23 protein-coding genes are annotated in these 24,123 nt (G+C 48.9%); 16 read left to right on the plus strand and 7 right to left on the minus strand.

Translation table 11 applies throughout. From position 1 onward, the window contains the following. Window position 1: 1 nt before the first annotated feature. From BLU57_RS01710 to BLU57_RS01740, 7 genes are all read left to right on the plus strand, one after another. The gene (locus BLU57_RS01710; RefSeq protein WP_090315398.1) at window positions 2-256 is read left to right on the plus strand and encodes an acyl carrier protein; all 255 of its coding nucleotides are present in this window, start codon (window positions 2-4) and stop codon (window positions 254-256) included. Continuing rightward, the gene (spt, locus tag BLU57_RS01715; RefSeq protein ID WP_090315401.1) at window positions 256-1,440 is read left to right on the plus strand and encodes a serine palmitoyltransferase; all 1,185 of its coding nucleotides are present in this window, start codon (window positions 256-258) and stop codon (window positions 1,438-1,440) included. The genes BLU57_RS01710 and spt overlap by 1 nt, the downstream gene beginning before the upstream one ends. Window positions 1,441-1,567: 127 nt before the next feature. After that, window positions 1,568-2,224 (plus strand): hypothetical protein, encoded by a 657-nt coding sequence (locus BLU57_RS01720; protein WP_090315403.1) that lies wholly within the window; start codon window positions 1,568-1,570, stop codon window positions 2,222-2,224. Window positions 2,225-2,644: 420 nt separating this feature from the next. Next, the gene (locus BLU57_RS01725; protein WP_090315405.1) at window positions 2,645-3,172 is read left to right on the plus strand and encodes a peptidoglycan-binding domain-containing protein; all 528 of its coding nucleotides are present in this window, start codon (window positions 2,645-2,647) and stop codon (window positions 3,170-3,172) included. Window positions 3,173-3,621: 449 nt separating this feature from the next. Then, window positions 3,622-4,740 carry an adenosyl-hopene transferase HpnH gene (gene hpnH / locus BLU57_RS01730; protein WP_090315407.1) on the plus strand — a complete coding sequence of 373 codons (1,119 nt, stop codon included), beginning with the start codon at window positions 3,622-3,624 and terminating at the stop codon, window positions 4,738-4,740. Between the two features lie 110 nt (window positions 4,741-4,850). Next, complete coding sequence (locus BLU57_RS01735; RefSeq protein ID WP_256206082.1) at window positions 4,851-5,918, plus strand: glycosyltransferase; 1,068 nt, start codon at window positions 4,851-4,853, stop codon at window positions 5,916-5,918. Next, window positions 5,896-6,534: an ABC transporter substrate-binding protein gene (locus BLU57_RS01740; RefSeq protein WP_256206083.1), complete on the plus strand. Its 639-nt coding sequence runs from the start codon at window positions 5,896-5,898 to the stop codon at window positions 6,532-6,534. Before BLU57_RS01735 ends, BLU57_RS01740 begins: the two co-directional genes overlap by 23 nt. A 3-nt stretch (window positions 6,535-6,537) precedes the next feature. Here BLU57_RS01740 and BLU57_RS01745 read toward each other — a convergent pair whose 3' ends face one another. From BLU57_RS01745 to purM, 4 genes are read right to left on the minus strand one after another with little or no spacing between them, the layout of a single operon-like run. Next, window positions 6,538-7,854 carry an RsmB/NOP family class I SAM-dependent RNA methyltransferase gene (locus BLU57_RS01745; RefSeq protein WP_090315409.1) on the minus strand — a complete coding sequence of 439 codons (1,317 nt, stop codon included), beginning with the start codon at window positions 7,852-7,854 and terminating at the stop codon, window positions 6,538-6,540. 37 nt (window positions 7,855-7,891) lie between these two features. Continuing rightward, the gene (locus BLU57_RS01750; protein WP_090315411.1) at window positions 7,892-8,608 is read right to left on the minus strand and encodes a DUF3108 domain-containing protein; all 717 of its coding nucleotides are present in this window, start codon (window positions 8,606-8,608) and stop codon (window positions 7,892-7,894) included. Continuing rightward, window positions 8,605-9,243, minus strand: a complete 639-nt coding sequence (purN, locus tag BLU57_RS01755; protein ID WP_090315412.1) for a phosphoribosylglycinamide formyltransferase — start codon at window positions 9,241-9,243, stop codon at window positions 8,605-8,607. The genes BLU57_RS01750 and purN overlap by 4 nt, the downstream gene beginning before the upstream one ends. Window positions 9,244-9,266: 23 nt before the next feature. Next, window positions 9,267-10,325, minus strand: a complete 1,059-nt coding sequence (gene purM, locus BLU57_RS01760) for a phosphoribosylformylglycinamidine cyclo-ligase (RefSeq protein ID WP_090315693.1) — start codon at window positions 10,323-10,325, stop codon at window positions 9,267-9,269. A gap of 256 nt (window positions 10,326-10,581) precedes the next feature. On the opposite strand from purM, the gene BLU57_RS01765 reads away from it, so the two are divergent. The 7 genes from BLU57_RS01765 to BLU57_RS01800 all read left to right on the plus strand — a co-directional run bounded on the left by BLU57_RS01765 (window position 10,582) and on the right by BLU57_RS01800 (window position 17,811). Further along, entirely contained in the window at window positions 10,582-11,436 is an 855-nt protein-coding gene (locus BLU57_RS01765) for a C1 family peptidase (protein WP_090315414.1), read from the plus strand. Window positions 11,437-12,217: 781 nt separating this feature from the next. Further along, the gene (locus tag BLU57_RS01775; protein ID WP_090315418.1) at window positions 12,218-13,612 is read left to right on the plus strand and encodes an aspartate aminotransferase family protein; all 1,395 of its coding nucleotides are present in this window, start codon (window positions 12,218-12,220) and stop codon (window positions 13,610-13,612) included. A 9-nt stretch (window positions 13,613-13,621) separates the two neighbouring features. After that, window positions 13,622-14,686, plus strand: a complete 1,065-nt coding sequence (locus BLU57_RS01780; RefSeq protein ID WP_090315420.1) for an AI-2E family transporter — start codon at window positions 13,622-13,624, stop codon at window positions 14,684-14,686. Between the two features lie 40 nt (window positions 14,687-14,726). Next, window positions 14,727-15,407, plus strand: coding sequence for a DnaA regulatory inactivator Hda (gene hda, locus BLU57_RS01785; RefSeq protein WP_442512590.1), 681 nt, complete (start codon window positions 14,727-14,729; stop codon window positions 15,405-15,407). Further along, window positions 15,404-16,066 carry a histidinol-phosphatase gene (locus BLU57_RS01790; RefSeq protein ID WP_090315422.1) on the plus strand — a complete coding sequence of 221 codons (663 nt, stop codon included), beginning with the start codon at window positions 15,404-15,406 and terminating at the stop codon, window positions 16,064-16,066. The genes hda and BLU57_RS01790 overlap by 4 nt, the downstream gene beginning before the upstream one ends. Before the next feature lie 169 nt (window positions 16,067-16,235). Further along, window positions 16,236-16,553: a helix-turn-helix transcriptional regulator gene (locus BLU57_RS01795; RefSeq protein ID WP_256206084.1), complete on the plus strand. Its 318-nt coding sequence runs from the start codon at window positions 16,236-16,238 to the stop codon at window positions 16,551-16,553. Next, on the plus strand, window positions 16,543-17,811 hold the full coding sequence (locus BLU57_RS01800; RefSeq protein ID WP_090315426.1) for a type II toxin-antitoxin system HipA family toxin: 1,269 nt from the start codon (window positions 16,543-16,545) through the stop codon (window positions 17,809-17,811). Before BLU57_RS01795 ends, BLU57_RS01800 begins: the two co-directional genes overlap by 11 nt. Before the next feature lie 613 nt (window positions 17,812-18,424). Here the strand turns inward: BLU57_RS01800 and BLU57_RS01810 are convergent. Continuing rightward, window positions 18,425-18,652 carry an addiction module protein gene (locus BLU57_RS01810; protein ID WP_090315430.1) on the minus strand — a complete coding sequence of 76 codons (228 nt, stop codon included), beginning with the start codon at window positions 18,650-18,652 and terminating at the stop codon, window positions 18,425-18,427. 134 nt (window positions 18,653-18,786) lie between these two features. Between BLU57_RS01810 and BLU57_RS01815 the strand changes: the two genes are divergently transcribed. Further along, on the plus strand, window positions 18,787-19,362 hold the full coding sequence (locus BLU57_RS01815; protein WP_090315432.1) for a hypothetical protein: 576 nt from the start codon (window positions 18,787-18,789) through the stop codon (window positions 19,360-19,362). A gap of 208 nt (window positions 19,363-19,570) precedes the next feature. Here the strand turns inward: BLU57_RS01815 and lysS are convergent, their stop codons facing one another. Then, a complete protein-coding gene (gene lysS, locus BLU57_RS01820) occupies window positions 19,571-21,079 on the minus strand; it encodes a lysine--tRNA ligase (RefSeq protein ID WP_090315434.1) in 1,509 nt (502 codons plus the stop codon). A gap of 581 nt (window positions 21,080-21,660) precedes the next feature. Here lysS and BLU57_RS01830 point away from each other — a divergent pair. Further along, window positions 21,661-22,620: a helix-turn-helix transcriptional regulator gene (locus BLU57_RS01830; protein ID WP_090315438.1), complete on the plus strand. Its 960-nt coding sequence runs from the start codon at window positions 21,661-21,663 to the stop codon at window positions 22,618-22,620. A 116-nt stretch (window positions 22,621-22,736) separates the two neighbouring features. On the opposite strand, the gene BLU57_RS01835 is transcribed toward BLU57_RS01830, so the two are convergent. After that, window positions 22,737-23,951 carry a sensor domain-containing diguanylate cyclase gene (locus BLU57_RS01835; RefSeq protein ID WP_090315440.1) on the minus strand — a complete coding sequence of 405 codons (1,215 nt, stop codon included), beginning with the start codon at window positions 23,949-23,951 and terminating at the stop codon, window positions 22,737-22,739. Window positions 23,952-24,123: the final 172 nt, after the last annotated feature.

The following is a 24,123-nucleotide window of genomic DNA, read 5'->3' on the forward strand; positions in this document are numbered from 1 at the left end:
TATGACTGAAAGTAATTACGATGAGATCATGCAAGTGCTCTGTGATCGCCTAAGTAGTTTAACCAATTCCAATGTGCAAATTACTCCTGAGACAAATCTAATAAGCCAATTATCCATTGACTCAATTAAACTGCTTAATCTGATCATGGAAATTGAAGATACTTTTGATGTTTCAATTCCGATCAACGCGTTAACAGATGTGCAAACTGTCCGTGAGTTGGTCGACTTGGTCTACAAAATTAAATCAGCGTCATAATGAATCTACTCGAGAAAATTGATGCAGCAGCAACTGCAAGAATAGCGCTTCTGCCTAATGGCGTGGGCGCTTTTGGCATTCCGATTGAAGAAGTATATTCTGCCACAGAAGCCAGAATCGGAGATCGTCGCGTACTTCTGTTAGGTACAAATAACTATCTGGGTTTGACTTTTGCTCCGGAGTGTATCCAGGCTGCGCACGAAGCTATTGATAAGGAAGGGACGGGCACCACGGGTTCGCGAATGGCGAACGGCAGCTATTTCGGCCATCGTGCTCTAGAAAGGGAATTTGCCGATTTTTATCAATGCAGCTCCAGCATCGTTTTTACAACAGGCTATCAAGCAAATCTGGGTACGATTTCGGGTTTGGTCGGGCCGGGAGATACGGTATTAATCGATGGCGATTCCCATGCGAGTATCTATGATGGCTGTATTCTCAGTGGGGCGGATATCATTCGCTTCAAACACAATGATGCGGCTGACATGGAGAAACGCCTGCGCCGACTAGGTAATCGCGTTGAAACTACGCTGATTATTGCTGAAGGAATTTATAGCATGCTGGGCGATCAGGCACCTTTGGCAGAAATTGTCAGATTAAAGAATCAGTATGGTTGTATATTGCTCCTTGATGAAGCGCATTCGCTGGGTGTGCTGGGTGAAACAGGGCAAGGTCTGGTGGAAAAAACAGGGTTGCTGAAAGAAGTCGATTTTATTACCGGAACCTTCAGTAAAAGTTTGTGTAGTATCGGCGGATTTTGTGTGAGTAACCATCCGCAGCTTGAGCAATTGCGCTATATCAGCCATCCCTATATCTTTACCGCATCACCATCCCCAGCAACAATTGCTTCAACCCGCGCGGCATTAGAATTGTTGCGTAATGGAAGTCATCTACGGAAACAATTGTGGAATAACTGCACGCAACTTTATTCGACCCTCAAGGAAGTCGGCTATGAGCTTGGCCCGGATCCTGGCCCGGTTATCGCAGCGGTTGTGGATACACCGCAACAAGCTTTGTTGCTGTGGCAAAGACTGCTTGAGCATAATATTTATGTGAATTTGATTTTGCCGCCTGCCGCACCGGAGGGTAAATCGCTGGTTCGATGCAGCGTGAACGCGGCACATACCCGCGATCAGATCCAGTATGTGGGCGATACTTTTACAAAATTATTTAAAGAATTAAACTGACATTTCTAAGTTCCGCGATGCTATGTTGCGGCATCTGATTAACTTAACAAAGAAAAATTTCCTGCTGAATACTGAGTTTGCCGATACGTAACGAGATCTGACACAGTCTTTTTCTGGAGGTGCCGCCATGAGAATGTTGAGAGGACTGGTACTCGCATTTTTTTCTTGCCTTGCCCACAGCAATGCATATGCAATCAGCATTGTGTACCAAGGATTTGAATGTCTGAATGCCGTCAATACGGAAGATCCGACACCGAATAACGGCACGCCAGTGCAAAGCAGATTTGAAGTCATTGAGGATTCCGGAGACGGAATATACCGTTTAAACTTAACTGGAGGCATCCCTCGCTTCGTCAGTAACGACCGTACGGTGTGTATCGATAGAGCGACGGCTATCGGGTATTCCGGGATTCCTGAAGTCGATGGCTTACCTCAGCCGTTAGACGCAGTCGATGCGACTGGTTATTTTGATGGAGACGAGCTGATAATTGTCATCAGTTCACTCTATACTGACTTAAGCGCTAGAAGAAATCCATTTTCGTCATTCACAACCAGTTTTATTTTTCCTTTTACAAATACGTTGATCTTTAAATTCAATTCTACGACGTCCTCATTTAGATTGAAGAAAGTCGTGCGTAATCGAGGATTTGTGCACACCAGTGGTTCCACAAACTCGATAACGCCATTTTTTGAAACAGTGCTGCCATCTTTTAACAAGAAAGCGCAGGATAAACCAGTCATATTGACTCCGCTCTCTACGATAGAATATAAACTGGAGAAATGATTCGGTTAGGGCAAAGTAATATCAATTGCGCTGTTAACATCTGCCAGTGTATTTTTTCCGTTGCTAAAACTGTGGCTCCCTTCCTGCTTTGATGATCTGGCGGTAAATGGCTTTTGGGCAGGCTTCCAGCAGGCGCCAGTTATGTGAAATATTGGAGTGATAACGGTCTCCAATCCACCATCAAAAGTTAAGTTCATCATTAAATAGTTTATTCGGATTGCGTTATGCGTCGAAAAGTGTGATAGTTCACATCGCAACATGATAAGTTAGTCCGAGTAACAATAAATAAAAAAACATGTTGTGGTAACTTTAAGGACTAATTAAATAAGGCGCTGAAGTTAAACAAGTTTGTCATTGAAGTATGTCTTAATGCAAATTTAATGACGTTTCACATATACATTTTCACTATGGAGGGTAGCAATGAAATCTAGTAAGATCAGTAAGTTAGTGGCTTATACTATTCTTTTGTTATCATTGGGATTATTGTTTGGCTGTAAACCGATTTTTGAAAAGAAACCAATTCCTAAAGAAAACAAAGACGCAGCGGCAGCACCTGCTGCAGCGGCTGCTCCGGCAGCAGCGCCGGCCCCTGCTCCAGCAGCAGCACCGGCTCCGGCTCCGGCCCCGGCCCCAGCTGAACCCGCAGCTAAAATTGAAGAAGTGCAAAGTATACAGAGCATAGAATCAGCAGCTTCGACTCAGGAAGCTCAGCCAAGCGCCGCAGCCGCACAATCAGTGGATGATGGTGATGATGTGGTGAAAGTGACCCCGGCAATTATGCGGAAAATACAGCAAGCACTGGCAAATGCAGGGTTTAATCCTGGTCCGGCAGATGGGGTCAGTGGCGCTAAAACAGTGGCAGCTATCGAAAGTTTCCAAAAACAAAATAACATTCCAACCGGTAAAATCACCAAAAGAACGCTACGCGCGTTGGGTGTTGATTTCTAAGCGGCAATTTACAGCTTGAGATTTATACACCAAGGACCCATGGTTCTTGGTGTATTTTTATGGGTCAGGTAATTTCCAATAATCAGGAAATTTATTTTGCGTTGCAATACTATTGATGCTGGTTTTCAATTTCCCGGCTGATTTAAAAATATTTGCTATACGAACAACCATGTTCTATAGTTAAATTTCAAATCCGGTTTCAGAGTTTATTCAGGTAATTATAGATCTAAAGATGCTGAACAATATCCATAGTGATTGGTTGTAGTATCTACTTTAGTTTTTAAATTCCTTAGCATAAGTCGAGTCTCGCTGTATGGCGCAGACTGACTACATTTGTGGCAGTATTTTCCGGATAAGATTTGCGTTAATTACGCGGTTTGTTTTGTTAAATTTCGTTCAGTAGCATTAGTCATTAATTTGCTTTTGAAGTACTTTTGGAGGTTTTGCTCATGGGAGTTCCTTTACGTCAACAGATTGCGGTTGGCACTTATCTAATCAAACAGAAGTTAAAAGGGGTTAAAAAATATCCTTTGGTGCTGATGCTGGAGCCTTTATTCCGCTGTAATCTGGCTTGCGCCGGGTGCGGAAAGATTGCGCATCCGGAAGATGTTCTCGATCAACGTCTTTCGTATGAAGAGTGCATGGAGGCAGTCGATGAATGTGGCGCGCCTATGGTGTCAATTCCGGGCGGTGAACCGTTACTTCATAAAGAAATGCCGCAGATTGTTGCGGGCATTATTAAACGGAAGAAGTATGTTTATCTATGCACGAACGCGCTGTTGTTAAAGAAACGGATCGATGACTATACACCGTCGCCTTATCTGACTTTCTCCATCCATTTAGATGGTATGAAGGAACGGCATGACGCTTCAGTTTGCCAGGATGGCGTTTTTGATCGCGCGGTTGAGGCGATCAAGCTGGCACTGGAGAGAGGTTTCAGAGTGACAGTTAACTGCACGCTGTTCCAAGGCGAAACACCAAAGGATGTGGCTGAGTTTCTCGATTATGCCATGGAGCTGGGTGTTGAAGCCGCCACAATTGCACCGGGCTTTAGCTATGAGAAAGCCCCGCAGCAAGATGTTTTCATTAAAAGCCAGGATACCAAAGTATTATTCCGCGGCATTTTTGAATTGGGTAAAAAATTAAAGCGCAAATGGAGATTGAATCATTCCGCGTTATATCTGGATTACCTGGCCGGAAATCAGGACTATGAGTGCACGCCGTGGGGAAATCCGACACGCAATGTATTCGGTTGGCAGAAACCGTGCTATTTGTTGTCTGACGAAGGTTATGCAAAAACTTTCAAAGAGCTTCTCGATGATACGCCGTGGGAAAAATACGGCACGGCAAATAATCCAAAATGCGCACAATGCATGGCCCACTGCGGATATGAAGCGACTGCGGTGGAAGATACCCTGCAACGGCCATGGAAAGCGATGGTGGCAGCGATGAGAGGACCCAGAACGACCGGTCCTATGGTTGCTGAGCCTACACCTAAGTGGGCAACTTTGGAAAGCAAAGCATCCAAGAAGCTTTCAGACATAGCGGTCACACTGATAGACAAATAACAGATGCAGGTACTGAGATTAGTTTTTATTTTTAGAATCTATCTAGAATAATGGTGGACTTAGTACTATACGCATCTGTTTTCGGTGCTATATGCTGGGTGGCGCTGGCATTGCTTCCGTGGCGCCCCTGGAGCACGCGCGAGAAGATAGAGGCGCCTGCATTATTCCAATCCGGTGAAGATCTAGGTGATATCACCGTGCTGATTCCGGCGCGCAACGAAGGTCCTTATATCGGGCATACACTCAATGGTGTCAGAGCGCAAGGCGTCAATGTGCGTATCATTGTGATCGATGACCAGTCCAGCGACGATACCGCTGAACAAGCAAGGCGCAGCGGTGCGCAGGTATTGTCCGGTACGGCGCCGCCTGCGGGGTGGAGCGGCAAATTATGGGCGCTGGAGCAAGGATTGCGGGAAGTTAAAACCCCCTACACCCTGTTACTGGATGCGGATATCGAACTGGCCCAAGGAATTGCCGGTGAATTACAGCGCAAAGCACGCGCTGAGAATCTGGCTTTGGTGTCATTGATGGCTGAACCGCCGATGATGAACTTCATTGAGCGCCTACTGATGCCAGCCTTTATATTTTTCTTTAAGCTGCTGTATCCTTTCGGTCTGGCGAATAAACCGCAATCCCGCATTGCAGCAGCAGCGGGCGGATGTATTCTGGTGGAAACACAAGCACTGCGTTCTACCGGAGCATTTGCCAATTTGCATAATGCGCTGATCGATGATTGCACTTTAGCTGCTCATATCAAACGGGCGGGTTTGCGCACCTATATCGGACTCAGTCATGCGGCGCGGAGTCATCGGGGTTATCATGCATTGCAGCCGATCTGGGAAATGGTCGCTCGTACCGCTTTCACGCAATTAAAATACTCGCTGAATTTGCTCATCGTCTGCACATTACTAATGACTTCGATGTTTTGGGCCGCGCCGCTTGCATTTTTGCTGTCATCAGTGGAAGCCTATACCGTGAGCGCATTGGCATGGATGGCTATGTTTTTTACCTATGCGCCAACTTTAACTTATTATCATCGTTCTCCGCTCTGGGGGCTGGCGTTGCCCGCAATCGGCACTTTGTATCTTGCCATGACCTGGACATCGGCGCTGCGCTACTGGCGCGGGGAGCGTGCTCGTTGGAAAGATCGTCATTATGAAAGTAAAACAAACTATTAAATTGTTGCTGGCAGGATGCCTGATGCTAGTGCTGTTGTTATCTACTGCTCCGGTATTGAGTGAATCCAGTGCTGCTTCGGACAATCCGGAACAAGTTATCGAGCAATTGCAATCTTCTCTGCTCCAAGTCATGCGTGAAGGTGAGAAACTGGGGTATGAAGGGCGCTATAAATTTCTCGAACCGGTCATTGATCAGTCGCATGACATAGATCTGATCATCAAAACCATACTCGGTGCGACTTACTGGTCGCAGTTGGACAAAACGCAGCAAGACTTGATTGTTAGCACTTTTCGCCAATTGAGTATTGCCACTTACGCCAGCCGGTTTACCCAATACGAGGGAGAGCAGTTCAAGATCATCGAGCAACGCACCTTACCGCGTGATCAAACCCTGGTTCGGAGCCAGCTGACAAAATCCGATGGCGGCAAGGTGAATTTCGATTACGTATTACATCAGGCGGAAGGACACTGGCAGATTGCCAACATTCTGTTTGACGGCGTGAGCGACCTTGCCATAAAACGCGGAGAATATCGTGCCATTTTGCAACGGGATGGTTTTGCTGCGTTGATAGAACTGCTGAAGGAAAAAATAACTTTAGCTCAGCAGCAGAACTAACCATCAGACCGTCTCAGTCTCACTGACGGGTTCCGATTTATGATCCGTTTTCGCTGTTTCCGCTGTTTCTGCACGAGTTAAAGCGGCTGCAAAAAAGCCATCGGTTTGATGCAGCCGTGGGGATAATTGTAAGAATTCCCCGGTATCGAGTGGTATTTTCTGTTGCGATAGCAATTCTGCACAGTTCAATACAGTAAATTGCGGGTGTGTGGTAAGAAAATCGCCGATAACGGCTTGATTTTCTTCCGGCAGGAAACTGCATGTCGCATAGACTAACCGGCCGCCGGGTTTAAGCAGACTGGCAGCGGCGGAAAGAATGGCCGCTTGTTTTGCCTTCAATTCTTCGATGCTCTGCGCGGATTGACGCCACTTTAAATCCGGGTTGCGCCGCAAGGTACCGAGACCACTGCATGGCGCGTCGACCAATACGCGATCTATTTTTCCCGACAATCTTTTGATCTTGCTGTCATTCTCATCCGCAATGCGTTGCGTATGCAAGTTCGACAAGCCGGAACGCTTGAAGCGGGGTTTTAGATTACTCAATCTTTTTTCCGAAACGTCAAACGCATAAAGACGTCCTTTTGAATTCATCAAGGCGCCCAATAGCAGCGATTTGCCACCAGCACCTGCGCAGAAATCGACAACCATTTCGCCTCGCTTCGGCGCCAGTAAGTAACCGAGTAACTGGCTGCCTTCGTCCTGTACTTCTATTTTTCCCGATAAGAAGAGCGCGTGGCGATTGATCGCAGGCTTCCCGATGAGGCGGATGCCGCAGGGGGAATAAGGTGTTGCTTGTGCTTCGATTCCTTCCTGAGCCAATGTTTCAAGCACTTCAGCGCGCTTGGCGAGAATAGTGTTCACCCGCAAATCCAGTGGTGCTGGTTGTTGCAAGGAAAGTCCCAAATCAAGAATATCGCTATCCGGCATGCCGTGCTGCAATTTTTCCACCACCCACGCAGGAAATTCCGCCTGGATGACTAACGGTAATACATCCGGTTTGCTACCTTTGATTTCCGCCAGCCATTTGCTTTCCGTTTCGCTGACCAGCGGTGCCAATTCACGCAAGTTCATGCCTTGAAATTTAGCCAGATAAGCGAGCACTAAGGCCCGTGGTGTTATACCGTTTGTCAGGCTTTCGAGAAAAAAGCGGTGTCGTAAAATGCCAAAAACGGTTTCCGCGATGAATGCCCGGTCTTGTCCGCCGAGCATGGGGTTTTCCCGGAAGAAGCGGCGCATGATGGCATCGGCAGGGTATTGCAGCGGCAGTACGGTACGCATGGCGACGATGGCCGCGTCCAATTGAGGAGGTGTTAAATGCATTGATTTCCAGTGGTGAATTGTCAGCTAAACAAATGAATTAATGATCGGGTTTATAGCTGATATTAACTTCGGTCACTATTTTGTCGATTTCCCGGCCATTATCCTCGACCGAAACAATACGTACGGGTAGCATGTGATTGTTCAGCGCTAGCCATATTTTCCTTTTAAGCTTGGAGTGCTTTTCTTCCTGCCGGGTTAATACCATTGTTTCCATTTTCCCGATCGGTGTGTTGAGGGTTTCTTTCGATATGGTATAGCGTGTTAACCGCAGGTTATGGCCATTGGTAACGTATCGGTCAACATGGTGTTTCGGCAGCTCAGTAAACATATAGTTGTACGACAGGCTGAGACGATCGAGCGTACCATCCGGCAATTTTTCCTTGGCATGATGACCTTGGTGATTGAGTGTGATGATATGGTTATTCCAGTCAAATTCTGCGACGCTGGGTTGTTTTTTACCGCGTTTTTCATAAGCGCGCATGGGCCGTAAACCATGTTTGGTGATGAAGCCTTCGCTATGGCGCATGATGCTATTCGGTTCGATGAGTTTATACATGCCGGTGGCTTGTGCTTCGCTATTGATCGAATAATGCGCCTTGCCATCGACGTGCTTGATCTCCATCACTTCATCAATCTCCCCTTCGCCGATATCAGTCGTCACCGCATATTTAATTTCGATGCGCGACGGCAAATCCGTCGCCACGACCGGGAAACTGAGCAATCCCAGCAGAAAAAGCAATGCCGCACATTTCATTCCGGCAATCCTGGTGAAAAAAGTGCAACTTCACTGACGCTGGCGCCAGTCACTTCAACCTGATTTCCGTTCAAACGGATCCGGTCTTCCATAAACCAGCGGACAGCCTGTGGATAAATGCGGTGCTCTTGCTGTAAAACACGCGCGGCCAGCGTTTCTTCACTATCACCCGGTAATACCGGGACAGCCGCTTGAATCACAATCGGGCCGTGATCCAGCTGCAACGTGACAAAATGCACCGTACAGCCATGAATCCGGATGCCTTCTTGCAGCGCCCGCGCATGTGTTCCTAATCCAGGAAAGGCAGGGAGTAAGGAAGGGTGAATGTTCATTAACCGGCCTTGGTAACGTTGTACAAAGCGATCGCTAAGTATACGCATGAAGCCGGCTAGTGCAATCAGTTTTGGCTGACAGGTGTCAACTTTCTCCGCCAATGCCGCATCGAATGTCTGGCGGTCCGGGAAATCGCGGTGATCCAAAATCAAAGTTTCAACACCCAGTTGCCGTGCAATTTCCAGTCCGCTTGCATGGGGATTGTTACTGATCACGGTAATGCGATCTACTTGCAATTTCGCTTCCAGCAACGCCTGCATATTACTGCCGCGGCCGGTGATCAGAATGACCAGTGATTTCATGATGCAGTTGCCGGAATAAAGGTTTACACGAGTACGGTGGCTGGTTGATTAGCCGTACGCAACTTGATTTCCCCAATCCGCCATGCGGTTTCTCCCGCCGTATGCAAACTGCTTAGCGCGGTATCGGCATGCTCGGGCGCGACAACGATCACCATGCCGATACCGCAATTAAACACGCGCGCCATTTCATGCTCGGCGACATTGCCTTGCTGCTGCAACCAACGGAACAACGGCGGCATTTCCCAGGCATCCCGGTGTAAAACCGCCGCAAGCTGATCGGGTAAAATACGCGGCACATTTTCCACCAAGCCACCGCCGGTGATATGCGCCAGCCCTTTCACCGGCAGTTGATTGATCAATGCCAATAACGGTTTGACGTAAATACGAGTCGGCGCCATGATGACATCGGCGAGGGGCTGGCCGTGAAAGTCTCCGGACAAGTCGGCGTGACTATGTTCAATAATCTTGCGGATCAGAGAATAACCGTTGGAATGTGCGCCGCTGGAGGCAACGCCCAACACGATATCGCCCGCTTGTATCGTCGCGCCGCTGATAATCCGCTCCTTCTCTACCGCGCCCACGGCAAATCCGGCCAAGTCGTATTCGTCGTGCGGGTACATGCCCGGCATTTCCGCCGTTTCCCCGCCGATCAACGCGCAACCGGCGAGTTCGCAGCCGCGTGCGATACCGCCGATCACTGCTGTTGCTGTTTCCACCTGCAATTTTCCGCAGGCGAAATAATCCAGGAAAAATAGCGGCTCAGCGCCTTGCACCAGAATATCGTTGACACTCATCGCCACCAAATCAATGCCAATGGTGTCATGCCGGTTGAGCTGGAACGCCAGCTTCAGCTTGGTGCCCACGCCATCGGTGCCGGAAACCAGCACCGGGTGTTGGTATTTCTTGGAAATCTCAAACAATGCGCCAAAACCGCCAATACCGGTGAGTACCTCGGGCCGCAGGGTGCGCTTGGCCAACGGCTTGATATTTTCAACCAGTTGGTCGCCAGCGTCGATGTCGACCCCGGCATCCCGATAGGATAATGGCGTTGTGTTCGGATGATCAGATTTGGATGAAGTCAACTTGGATTCCCGTGCGGTTAATATGAATGCTACCGGCAAAACTGGATTTTACCGCAAATGAGCGATGCGCATGGTGCGCGCAGATAAAAATCTCCGTCCGGTGATGGAGTTCCCGGGGATTGTTTGGATTGACTCTATATTTTGCTATTGCACCGGTTTGACTTATACTCAAGAAGCAGTTGAAGTAAAAGAAGTTCTATCAGTATACAGTGTGGCAAGGGTAGATTGATTAACGTACTTTGATTGGAGGTGGAATATGAAAACAATTCATGGCCGTGGACTGGGTTGGCATAGAGACCTGCCCGATATGCGGGATCACACGCAATCGACATCAGCGGTTGCAAAAGTTCTGGCAAAATCATCAGCCTTGAAAAAAGCCGCGAAGACTTTACCGGCTTCGGTCGATCTGCGCAAATATTGTTCGCCGATTGAAGACCAGGGGCAGCTCGGTTCCTGTACAGCCCATGCGGGTGTCGGCATGGTGGAATACTTTGAGCGCCGCGCTTTTGGAAAACACGTCGATGCATCGCGGCTGTTTTTATACAAAGTCACGCGGCAACTACTGGGATTCACTGGCGACGATGGCGCGTATCTGAGAGACACCATGAAAGCGCTGGTGCTGTTTGGCGTTCCGCCGGAGAAATATTGGCCTTACGACGTCGCCAAGTTCAACGATGATCCTTCCAATTTCTGCTTTTCATACGCGCAGAATTATCAAGCGATCAATTATTACCGGCTTGATCCGCCCAATACACCCACAGCTACCGTGCTGAAGAACGTAAAAACCAGTCTCGCCGGGCAACTTCCTGCCATGTTCGGTTTCTCGGTTTACAGTTCGATGCCGCGATCCGGCGATGGCAAAGGGGAAATTCCTTATCCCGCCGGCGGAGATACCTTGGACGGCGGGCACGCGGTGCTCGCGGTCGGGTATGACGACCAGAAAAAAATCGGCTCCACTAAGGGCGCATTGTTGATTCGTAATTCTTGGGGAACGGACTGGGGTGACGGTGGCTACGGTTGGTTGCCCTATGCTTATATCGAAGACGGACTCGCCGATGATTTCTGGTCACTGGTCAAGGCGGAATTTGTCGATAGCGATTTGTTTAAATGATCATTTTTAAGAATATCAAGGTAGGTGCTTTTTAAGCAACGATTTGTTATCTTTTCTGGGGAATAGAAACGAGTGATTTTGGCATCCAAGATCAGCTTCGTGAATTTTTTGTAATTTTTTTGTGAATAATTTGTGAACTTTTGTGATTTCTGATAATCTCATCATATGTTTTTAACTAACTATCAATGAGGAGAGAATCTTGGAAAAATTTGGAAATGCTTATTTTGCAATTATATTTATTCTGTTTGTGCTGATTACATTGGAATCGTTTTCGTAAGCAGTAATCGTTAATTTGAAATAGAGCATTTGCATCAATAAATGCTCTATTTTTTTATGCTGTGCCGCTCAGCTGCGGCAAAGTTCAAATCTGGTATGAAATCGTACCGTGTTCTCAATGTAAAAAATCCACAGACATGCCGCCCAACTTCCCTAAGTTGGAGATGCTTGGCTTAAAAAAACTATTCATTAGCACTTTCAAGCGGGATACTGGTATATCCTTGTCATTTGGGCCTATTGCGGCTTTCCGGAACAATGAAATTTCCCTCCAAAAGGTTGTTTCCCGAAGGATTACATCACTGGCATCCAAATCCATCGGCTATGTCTTGGGATTTTTCCTACATTCAAATCACCCCGTGTTTTTAACAGCAAAAATATGTGCAAGAATGGTATGATCTGCGCTAATTTTTGTTGTCGTAATACGGTTTTGCAGTAGTTTTTCTGGGTGGAGTCAATTAATCTTTTTCCAGCGTTGCTGGCTGGTTTTCCAACACCGGGGTAGTTCATGTCTTTCAGTATCGCCGATTTGTTATCGCAGCATCGCACCGACAAATTTGATTTGCACGATCATTACCTGAATGCGCAGATGGTCAGGGTACTGAAGACGATCGGTTATGACCGCAATTATGAGCGTGCGGCGGGACAATATTTATACGATGAGCAGGGTAACGAATATCTCGATTTATTGAGCGGTTTTGGTGTGTATGCGTTTGGGCGCAATCATCCGGTCATCGTCAATGCATTAAAAGAAGTGTTGTCGCTCGAATTGCCCGATTTGGTACAGATGGATGTGTCGATTCTAAGCGGTTTGCTGGCCAAGGAGATTTTGACCACGACACCGGATAATCTGGAACGCGCGTTTTTTTGCAATTCCGGTACTGAGGCCGTTGAAGCGGCGATCAAGTTTGCGCGTTACTTTACCAAGCGCAACCGTATTATTTGCTGCGATCATGCCTATCATGGTTTGACGATGGGCGCGTTGTCGCTGAACGGCGAGCAGATTTTCAAGGACGGTTTCGGGCCATTATTGCAGGATTGCGGTTCGGTTCCCTTTAACGATTTGGCCGCTTTGGAGCAAGCGCTCAGCAGCCGCAACGTGGCGGCATTCGTGGTTGAACCGATTCAAGGCAAGGGCGTGAATATCCCGGACGATCACTATCTGCCCGAAGTCGAACGCATGTGCAAGAAATACGGCACCTTGTTTGTCGCGGATGAGATTCAGACCGGGCTGGGGCGTACTGGTAAATTCTGGGCGGTTGAGCACTGGGGCGTGAAGCCCGACATGATTTGTATGGCCAAGGCGCTGTCCGGCGGGTTCGTGCCGGTCGGTGCGGTCGCCATGACGCAGCCGATTATGGATAGCGTGTTCAATCGCATGGATCGCGCGGTGGTGCATGGTTCCACGTTCTCCAAGAACAATATGGCGATGGCGGCTGGCCTGGCCAGTCTGGAGGTGATTAAGTCCGAGAAACTGGTCGAGAATAGCGCAAAAGTCGGCGCGGATATTATCGGGCGTTTGAACGCTTTGACCGGCCAGTTTGAATTCCTGAAAGAAGCGCGCGGCAAAGGATCGATGATTGCGGTGGAATTCAAATCGCCCGATAGCTTTTCGTTAAAAGCCGCATGGATGATGCTGGAAGCAGCCAACAAAGGATTGTTCTGCCAGATGATCACGATTCCGCTGTTTAAAGAGCACAGAATTCTGACGCAGGTGGCGGGGCACGGCATGAATGTAGTCAAGCTGCTGCCGCCGCTGATCTTGACGCAGAAAGATTGCGATCGCGTTATCAGCGCGTTTACCAAGACGGTCGCTGACACGCACCAAGTGCCGGGTTCTATTTGGGAGCTTGGCAAGAATCTGGCCAGTCACGCGCTCAAGGCGAAAGCCGGTCAGAGCTGAGATTCTGGCATGAATACCGAACGTTCCGATGATCTGCGTTACCTCTGGTGGCTGATACTGGCTTGCGTGTCGGGCGGGTTGATTTACTTGCTGAATCCGATTCTGACGCCCTTTCTGCTGGCTGCCGTCATTGCTTATATCTGTAATCCGATGGTGACGCGCATGGCGGGCAAAAGCATATCGCGGACCGCGGGCACGATCCTGGTGATGTTCTTGCTGTCCGGCATGTTTGTCGCGCTGATTTTTATTATGGTGCCATTGTTTGAGGAAGAAGCCAGGCGGCTGATGGACAAAATGCCGGCGTATCTGGAAGTGCTGCGGAGCAAGGTGATTCCATGGCTGGAAGCCCGCTTTAACATCAGTCTGCAACCGGATATGAATGTGCTGAAACAAGCGATATCGGAACACTGGCAAAGCGCGGGCGGAGTGGCAGCGAAGGTGCTGCCTTCGCTGACCAGCGGCGGTATGGCGATTGTGGAATTTCTGGTCAACATGCTGTTGGTGCCGGTGGTGCTGTTTTATCTGCTGCGCGATTGGGATATGTTGGTCAAACTGGTCGATGAAATGATTCCGCGTTACTGGCACCAGCAGATTTCCATATTAGCGCGCGAGACCGATCAAATTCTGGCGGAATTCCTGCGCGGACAGTTGTCCGTTATCCTGCTGATGAGTATTTGCTACATTACCGGTCTGTGGCTGGCGGGATTGGAATTTGCGTTGCCGATCGGCTTGGTTGCGGGCATTCTGGTTTTCGTGCCTTATCTCGGCATGATCGTCGGCCTGACGCTGGCGACGCTGGCCGCCGTGATGCAATTTCAGGATTGGAGCGGATTGATTCCGGTGTGGATCGTATTCGGCGTAGGTCAATTGCTCGAGGGCATGCTGTTTACTCCTTGGCTGGTGGGGGATCGTATCGGGCTGCATCCAGTCATGGTGATCTTCGCCTTGATGGCGTTCGGTCAATTATTCGGTTTTTTCGGTATCCTGCTGGCGTTGCCGGTGAGTGCTGTACTGCTGGTGTGGCTACGTCATTTGCATCAGCACTACCTGGTCAGCAATTTCTATAAATCATAAGCGCTGCCAATTTCGGGTCCGGCGATTACCTTGAGTCAGTATGATGCAACAATTGCTGCTGGATATTAGGCCGCTACCGTCTCCCCTGCTGGAAAATTTTCAGCCGGGAAGAAATGCCGAGCTGCTGCACATGTTAAGCGGTATTCTGTCGGCGCGCGAGCGGGAGCGTTTTGTTTATTTGTGGGGTGAGCCGGGGTGCGGCAAGAGCCATTTGCTGCAGGCAACGGTTGCCGCCTATACCCAAAAAAACCTGAAAGCGGTATATTGCAGCGCCAAAAATCACAGCGGATTTCCCATGGATAGCGCTATGGATTGCATCGCAATTGACGATATTGATTGTCTGGATGCACCGGCTCAAATCGAATTGTTTAATTTGTATAACCAGTTGCGCGACGAAGGTCACACATTCCTGTTGCTGAGTGGTTCAGTCGCGCCGATGTATCTGGCGATGCGGCAGGATCTGGTTACGCGCTTGGGGTGGGGGCTGGTGTTTCAAGTGCACGAATTAACCGAAGCGGAAAAAATCCAAGCGATGAAAACACATGCCGCCGATCGCGGTTTTGACATACCGCTGGAAATTTGTCTTTATCTATTGCGGCACGGGCGGCGCGATTTACCGTCGCTGATGATGACGCTGGATGCGCTGGATCGCTATTCACTGGCGCAGCAGCGTCCGATTACCATTCCTTTATTACGAGAATTATTACAGGTGGCTTCATGAATTTAGCATTATTTGATCTGGATAACACGCTGATTGCAGGCGACAGCGATTTTCAATGGGCGCAATTTTTGATTGAGAAGAAAGCCTTGGACCGCGAGCTGCACGAAGCGAGAAATATCGAGTTTTACGAGCAATACAAAGCAGGCACGCTGGATATTCACGAATTTCTCGATTTTCAGCTCAAGCCGCTGGCGCGTCATCCACGCGCGCAACTGGAAGCCTGGCGTAAGGAATTCATGACCCAGAGGATTACGCCGATCATCGCGCGCGGCACCCGGGAATTGGTCGAGCGGCACAAATTGGACGGCGATTTATGCATCATCATCACCGCCACCAACAGCTTCGTCACTGCGCCGATCGCCCACGCGCTCGGCATCGAGCACTTGATTGCAACCGAACCGGAAGAAAAAGACGGCGAGTTTACTGGCCGGGTATCCGGCACGCCTTCGTTCCGGGAAGGAAAGGTTGAGCGGCTGGAAAAATGGCTGGATGCGCACAATCTGACCTGGCTATCGTTCCTGCGCAGCTGGTTTTACAGCGACTCACTCAACGACTTGCCGCTGCTCAGCAAAGTCACCCACCCGGTCGCCGTCGATCCCGATCCGACACTGAAAAGCCATGCCGAGAGAAATAACTGGCCGGTTATTAGTTTGCGTTGATAGAGTGGGTTGGCGATTGAAGGCTTAGGGAATACTTTTTTATCCCAGATGACGCAAGCTTGTTCGGGCTACCTGCCGATAATGGCGAATGAGCAAATATTCCCGATAGGAAATATTTTCTCAAATAAGATGAGTTGAAGCATAATTTTTCCCGATCAGGAAAATTAACTTGCTCAGATGTGTACTTTGTTTCATAATTTCCCGAACGGGAAAAATAGACAAAGCGAAATCCATGATCCGCATCCACAGCACTCAATCACTCGGGCTTGCCCTGCGTGCAGCACGCAAGCAGCTCAGCCTGACACAGTCTCAGCTCGCTTTGGCAGCCGGTGTCGGGCTACGGTTCATTGTCGATCTCGAAGCGGGAAAGCCCACGTTGCGACTTGAGCAGGTTCTGCGGGTCATCAATGCCTTAGGCGGCGAAGTCGTTCTTGCGGGCCTGCCGGAACAATCTGCGGTGATAAAAATAGACAACAATGGTGCATGAACTCGAGGTCTGGCTGTTTGCCGATCACGTCGGTACTTTGTCGCTGCAGGAAGGGCGGCTCAGTTTCCACTACCGCGAAAACTGGCTGAATCGTCCGGGAGCCGTCGCGCTGTCTTGCTCGCTCCCCTTGCAATCGGATGCATTCGATGACATCCACACGCGCCCATTCTTTGCCGGTCTGCTCCCCGAAGGTCATCTGCGCCGCTTGATCGCACAGCAATTTCAGGTATCGGGTCAGAACGATTTTGCCTTGCTCGATCACATCGGCGGAGAGTGTGCTGGAGCCATTACGTTTCTGCCGCCTGGAGCATCTCCCTCACCGTCCGGGGATGATCACGTTCAGTGGCTGAACGATGATGAATTGATCGCCATCCTTGATGAATTGCCCCGCCGCCCGATGATGGCTGGCAAGGATGGCTTGCGGCTGTCATTGGCCGGTGTGCAGGACAAGCTACCGGTTGTTTTTGACGGACAGCGCATTGGTCTGCCTCAAGGAGGGCAACCCAGCACCCATATCCTGAAGCCGCTTATTCATGGCGTGGAAGACAGCGTCACCAATGAAGGCTTCTGCCTCGCCCTGGCTTGCGCCATGAAGCTGCAAGCCGCTCAAGCGCAGATCCGCACCATTGTCGACCGCCGCTTTCTACTGGTGGCGCGTTATGACCGGCAAACCGGCACGCAAGGCCGGGTAGCACGCCTGCATCAGGAGGATTTTTGTCAAGCGCTGGGCGTGGTGCCCGAGATGAAATACCAAAACGAAGGAGGCCCCGATCTTGCCGCGTGCTTCAGCCTGCTGCGTCATGTCACCCGGCCTAGCGCACCCCAGGTATTGCACCTGCTCGATTACGTGGTATTCAATGCCTTGATCGGCAATCATGACGCGCATGCCAAGAACTTCTCCTTGCTTTACACCGCCAAGTTTCCGGTATTGGCACCGTTGTACGACACCCTGTCGACGGCGGTGTACCAGACCCTCACACCCAAAATGGCGATGAAGATCGGCAGCAAATACAAGTTCAGCGAGGTACAGGCTCATCACTGGGACCAGTTCGCCGAGAGCGCTGGCTTGGGCCGGGCCCAAACCCGCAAGCGCATTCTGGAATTGGCGCAGAGCCTGCCGAAGACTGCCCGCCAGCTTCAATCGCAGAAAGAGCTTGAATTCGCTGGAAACCCCTTGGTTGAGCAGATTATCACCCTGATAGAGCAACGAGCCGCGCTAACGATACGCCGGCTCACTGAGCCGCAAGGAGACGCATAGACTCGATGGACGCAGATTCGTTTCTTATTGGGGGATGAACCGCCTCGGAATGGTATAAAAGGATCAGGTCGCGAATGCGAAAACCGTTCTTGATCCCCTTTTCCTTTGTATTATGCAAAGATTAAAAATTACAGCTGCTATTTCTCTTCTTAGCCCCACGCCGGAAGAAACAGCTGACCGATTATCAGTTTGCGTTGATCGAATAGATTGGCAATTGGCGGTTTAAAAAACGCTTTTGTCTGATTGATAAGAGGAAGTAGTGCGAGGTCAAAGATGTGGTTCTGTGTTTGCTCATACTACTTGCTTGATTTCTTATTCTAAAATTCGATTGAGCCAGTAGCCGGGCTTTCTGCTTTGATGCATCACAGCAATCACATAGATTCTTTCACTTGATTGTCTGTAAATTACCGCGAGTGGAAAACGAGTCAGGATATAGCGCTGGAATCCTTTGTTGAATTGAGGCCATACGGCAGGGAGCTCGGCGATAGCTTCCTTCGTAGGCGCTCTCAAGTTCATTGATGAGATCACCCCCCCAGTCCTTTTGCCTGCGATTCATATCAGACGACCGAGTCATGTATATCGCGCGCAACCTCAGGATGAAAGTAAATGTTCGTCACAACTCACGTTTCAATTTTAACTTGATTTCTTCCCAGCTAACGGGTTCCACCGCACCGGATTCAAGTTGCGCGAACCGGCGCTCTGCGATTTGAATCCACGCTTCATCAACTTTTTCCTCGTTGACATCATCCAAACTTGAGATCAGGCAATGTGCAAGCGTCGCTTTCTCATGGGATGACAATGTCTTGATATTTTCTAAAATCCATTTCATCTTATCGGGCATGATAAACTCTCCGAAACCATTATTAACATGCAGTTTATCATTGATATGACAGATGGGATTCCGGATTTGACGTTTGAGAAATTTATCCTGGATGAAGCAGGCTTATCCAGGATACTTGCTGCTGTTTAGAGTAGATGAATATTTCTGATGTAAGAAAGATTTTAGATCGAGCCAATAGACTGTCTGAAAGTGCCAAAACGATTCAGGGTGGAGGTTCTTCATGGTCACATACATTTGAGGATGGGGTAAAAACAACATACATTCTAAACAATGTAAAACCGCATATTGAACTCGAAGACGAAATACTAAATGTATTCATCTGGCTTTGGAACATGAAGGATTATTTCAAAGGCACTCTAGAAACCCGTGGATATGACCCAAATAAAATTGAAAAACTTATCGATTCAGACAAAAAACTAACAGTTTGTGCAGATATCGCTAATGGTATAAAACATGGCTCGCTAAAAAACAGCAGATCAGGTTTATATCCAAAGCTCGGCACTCTCTCTTATTTAGTGCCTAGTCAAAGCATGCAAAAACTGGAATTCCGAGGAAATGAAATTGAAATGGACTTCAAAGAGTTTGAGAATATTGAAATAAAAATGTCAGTTCTTGATCAAAGTGGTAATGAAATATATCAGGCCTTATCTTTAATTGATCATGCTTTAAACAAATGGGAGAGTATTTATGCGGAGCTTCAAAACGTATAACAAAGCGCTCATGTGTGACACTCCTTACGCTTCGCTTGGTTTCTGTCCCACAGCTTAAATATTAGCGTGCTCATCAACGATTCGATAAAACTCGAGCACCGGAGAATGCCGAGCGTCGTCTTATCTGTACTGCAATTAATCAAGCCTTGACATCACTCATCCACAAAAAGTGTGTTTTATAGCTATCGGCGAATTATCCAACGGCCCCCTAATCTTCTCGCCGTAACTGCGGAAACAAAATCACATCGCGGATGCTCGGGCTGTCGGTCAGCAGCATGACCAGCCGGTCGATGCCGATGCCTTCTCCGGCAGTCGGCGGTAGGCCGTATTCCAACGCGCGGATGTAATCCGCATCGTAGTGCATGGCTTCATTATCGCCAGCATCCTTGGCTTTGGCTTGTTCCAGAAAGCGCGCGGCCTGGTCTTCCGGGTCGTTCAATTCGGAGAAGCCGTTGGCGATTTCGCGTCCGGCGATGTACAGCTCAAACCGGTCGGTGATTTCGGTGTTGTTGTCGTTGCGCCGTGCCAGCGGTGAGACTTCCGCCGGATAGTCGACGATGAACGTCGGTTCGAACAGCAAATGCTCGGTGGTTTCGTCGAACAATGAGAGCTGCAAGCCGCCGATGCCGTCTTTCGGGTTAAAGTGTATGTTCAGTGCTTGCAATTTTTTCACCAGAAAATCGCGGTCGTTCAGTTGCGCATCGGTGTATTCCGGATGGAATTTCCGGATGGCTGCGGTGATGGTCAAGCGGGCAAACGGTTTCGCCAGATCCATGGTTTTACCTTGATACGTGACCTCGGTGGTGCCCAGCACTTTTTGCGCGATTTGCGCCAGCATTTTCTCGGTGAAGTCCATCAGATAGGTGAAATCCTGGTAGGCCTCGTAGAACTCCACCATGGTGAATTCCGGATTATGCCGCGTGGAAATGCCTTCGTTACGGAAATTGCGGTTGATTTCAAAAACCTTTTCCATGCCGCCGACCACCAGCCGTTTCAGATACAGTTCCGGCGCGATGCGCAGATACAGCGCCATGTCCAGCGCGTTATGATGCGTGGAAAACGGCCGTGCCGAAGCGCCACCGGGAATCGGATGCATCATCGGCGTTTCGACTTCCAGGTAGTTCCGCGCCACAAAAAATTCGCGCATGGCCTGAATAATTTTCGAGCGTACGGTAAACACCTTGCGCGCTTCTTCGTTGGTGATCAAATCCAAGTAGCGCTGGCGGTATTTTTGTTCCTGATCGGACAAACCGTGAAATTTTTCCGGTAGCGGACGCAGCGATTTGGTCAGTAATTGCAAATCCGTGACACGGATCGACAGTTCATTAGTTTTGGTTTTGAACAACGTACCCTGTGCGCCGAAAATGTCGCCCAAGTCATGATGCTTGAACGCCGCGTGCACGTCTGCACCGGTGAGATCGTCCGAGATATACAGTTGAATGCGTCCGCTCATGTCCTGGATCGTCGCGAAACTGGCTTTGCCCATGACGCGCTTCAACATCATCCGTCCCGCCACTTTGACCGCAACCGGTGCTTCTTCCAGTTGCTCCTTAGTTAAATCATCGTATTGCCGGTGCAGATCCGCCGCTACATGTTCGCGCCGGAAGGTATTCGGGAAAGCATTGCCTGCTTGCCGCCATTCAGCCAATTTGGCGCGGCGTTCGGCAATAATTTGGTTTTCATCCTGGGGAATGGCTGATGGATTTTCCTGAGTCATATTCTTGTTTGCGGGAGTAAGTAATCGATTAAATGGATTGTTTGTCTTTGGCGCTCATTATACGCTGCAAGCAGGGGATTCGTGACAGTGTGTGTCTATTCACGGATCTTGAACAGAGTGACGGAAAACACATTGTGATAAACACCGTGTGTGCGGCTTTAACCCGGTTGCTGCTTTTATATTCAGCTTGTTAAAACGCTTATTTCCTGGCACGATGACTTCATGATATCTTACATCAGTGGGACAGTTTCTTTCCTGGATAACCGAAAATGACTATCGATTTAATGATGAATGACATCTATTTATTAAATGTTAATTCGGTTACATTGATCATTGGTCGAAGAGGCTTGAGATCTTCCTGATTGGCAATTAAGATGAATAAAACCAATAAGTTGATCTCAATAAATGAGCTTTATAAAATAAAAAAGATACTGCAAAGGGTAACGATCAATGATTCGAATACAGTGCATGACGTTGAAGATAATTCAACAATCGAATGGGAACGTTCGTGCCAACGGCCGCGGAATCACAAATCCGGAATTGATGTTTGCAATGACCGGCGCTATTACCAGTAACCAACCATGTACTTAAGGCTAAAACCATCCATTCTCCTTCAGCGCGCGAAAAAGGAGCAAGGAGATCAAGCGGCTTTCGCTACTGACTGTTACGAACGGCGCCGGGACGAGCGGCGCCAGCGGGAGGACAGACGCAATGTAACAGTTCTGCGCGGACAGGCGCGCTATAACCGGCGGCGGCATGAGCGGCGTGATGTCCTCATGCAGCATGATCCGGCTCCCGGTTTGTCCATTCAGTCAATAACCAGGCGATTTGACGCATCCGGGCCGTCTGTGCAATGGCGCGTTCCCTTTCGCCTATGGATTATTTCCGGGCGAGAGGATTTAACCGGCCAACTGCAAAACTACTCGGAGACAGTGCCTGTTATCAGCGTTCTTCCGTACAAGCTCGATCAGCTTAAAGATCGCTACGAGGAATTAGAGGATTCCGGTTCCAATTTGATCCTGATCGATACCGCTTTACCCGAAGCCGTTGTCATCGAGCAGTTGCGCGCCATCAGAAGAAGCCCGTCGGACGTGAAAATAATCTTGTTGTACGATGACGTTCTGCCCGATTTGGTCCAGGCCATTGTTGAATATCGCGTGTCAGGACTCCTGTTGACCGGAGTCAGTCAGGAATTCTTTTTGAAGGCGGTGCATGCCGTGCATAAAGGGGAATATTGGTTCCCCCGTCAACTGATAAGCCGGATACTGAGTTTTTTCAGTAACCAGCGAAATCATTCCGCTGGCTTGCAGTCAGGCAATATTATTTTTACCGAATGCGAACAAAAGGTCATCAATTTGCTGGTTCAAGGGTTAAGCAACAAGCAGATTGCGGCGCGTTTGGCCGTGAGCCCTGAAACGGTCAAGTCGCATCTGAAAGCCATTTTTGTAAAAACCGGGGTCAGTAACCGCAACCGGTTAATCTCGCTTTGTCTTACCGGAATGCGCGGTGGTCAGTTGAATCTAACAAGTAGCGAGCGTTAATTTGCTGGGAGCCGTGCAAACGTTGTTTGTTGCGGTGAGAATTATCCGGATGGTGAGGGTGCACAAATAGGGGTGCAAACAAGAAAGTGATCTATTGCCGGATTCAGGAATGTCTTTCAACGATCCGTTCTGGCCACTTCAACCCGGTTGCGGCCTTTATGCTTGGCTTGGTAAAGCGCTTCATCGGCCCGTTGCAGCAGCAAATGTTCATCCAGTGATTCTTCCCCGGTAGCGATAGCCACGCCCAGACTGATGGTTGCTGGAATCAATGTTTGGTTGGTGTTGATTTCCTCGCTGGCAATAGCCTTGCGGAATCTTTCCGCGACTTTGATCGCGCCTTCCTGGTCATACGGCGAGATGATTGCCAGAAACTCCTCGCCGCCGTAACGGCCGATGTATTCATGGGAGCGAGCCGATTGCATTAAGCGGCAGGCGATATCGCACAGCACGGCATCACCGGTGGGATGGCCGTAGGTATCGTTGATGGATTTGAAGTGATCGATGTCGATCATAATGACGGCAATGCCGAATCCACCGCGTTTGGCGCGCAGAATCTGCTTGTGCAGGATATCGAAGATGGCGGGACGATTGAGCAAACCGGTCAATGCATCGTGCGTGACACGTTGTTCCAGTGATTTCTTTTGCGCAATGAGCAGCTTGTTGAGTTTAATGCCTTTGTAGAGCTGCGTTTTCTCGATAATGATGGCCAGCTGGCTGGCGATTTGCAGCGATAAATCCTTATGCAGATTTTGGTACGAGTTCTTTTTCCGGCAGGAAAAGAAAATAAAACCGATCGGTTTGCCGGCGGCGATCAAAGGGCAGATGAGACAGGAACGGATGCCTTCCTTGGCAATGGCTTGTGCCAACCTGGATTTTGCATGTTTTTGCAAATGCGCGCTCAAGTCGTCGATAATCTGCATCTGTTTGAGGTCGATCAGCGCATGCAAACTGCGATCGGATACCGGAATCGACAGGCCGGTGACTAATTCCAGTTTGTCGTAGCTGGCGCGCGACCAATGCAATTTCAGCTTGCTTCCGTCGTTCTCGAGTAAAGCCAGGCTAATCCGGTCATAAGGCAAATGCTCTTGGAAAGATTCATAAATATGATTCAGCACATCGATCAACTGCAGATTGAGGTTGCACTCAACCATGATTTTGTACAACGACTGACTTCTTTCCGATTGTTTTTGCAGGTAAGCGGATAACTCTTTGAGAGACTTACCCAGGTTGCCGATGTCGTCGTCCCCGATGGGAATATCCGGTGCGAAATCACCACGCGCCATTGCTTCAGCCGCTTTACGCAAAGCCAGGATCCGGTCATTTTTTTTCATCTTCTCACCAATCCGTTCAAATAGTGACGTGCTTCAGCTTAAACCATGCAATTATCCATTCATGTCAATTACTACATCAGGGGCTTTGATGTAATTTACAGCGTATTAATTCACAGGAAAAGATATAACGTAAATAAATATAGCGTATTAAGCCATCCAATGGTTGGATATC

The organism is Nitrosomonas oligotropha (assembly GCF_900106555.1).
GTDB classification, from domain to species: domain Bacteria; phylum Pseudomonadota; class Gammaproteobacteria; order Burkholderiales; family Nitrosomonadaceae; genus Nitrosomonas; species Nitrosomonas oligotropha_A.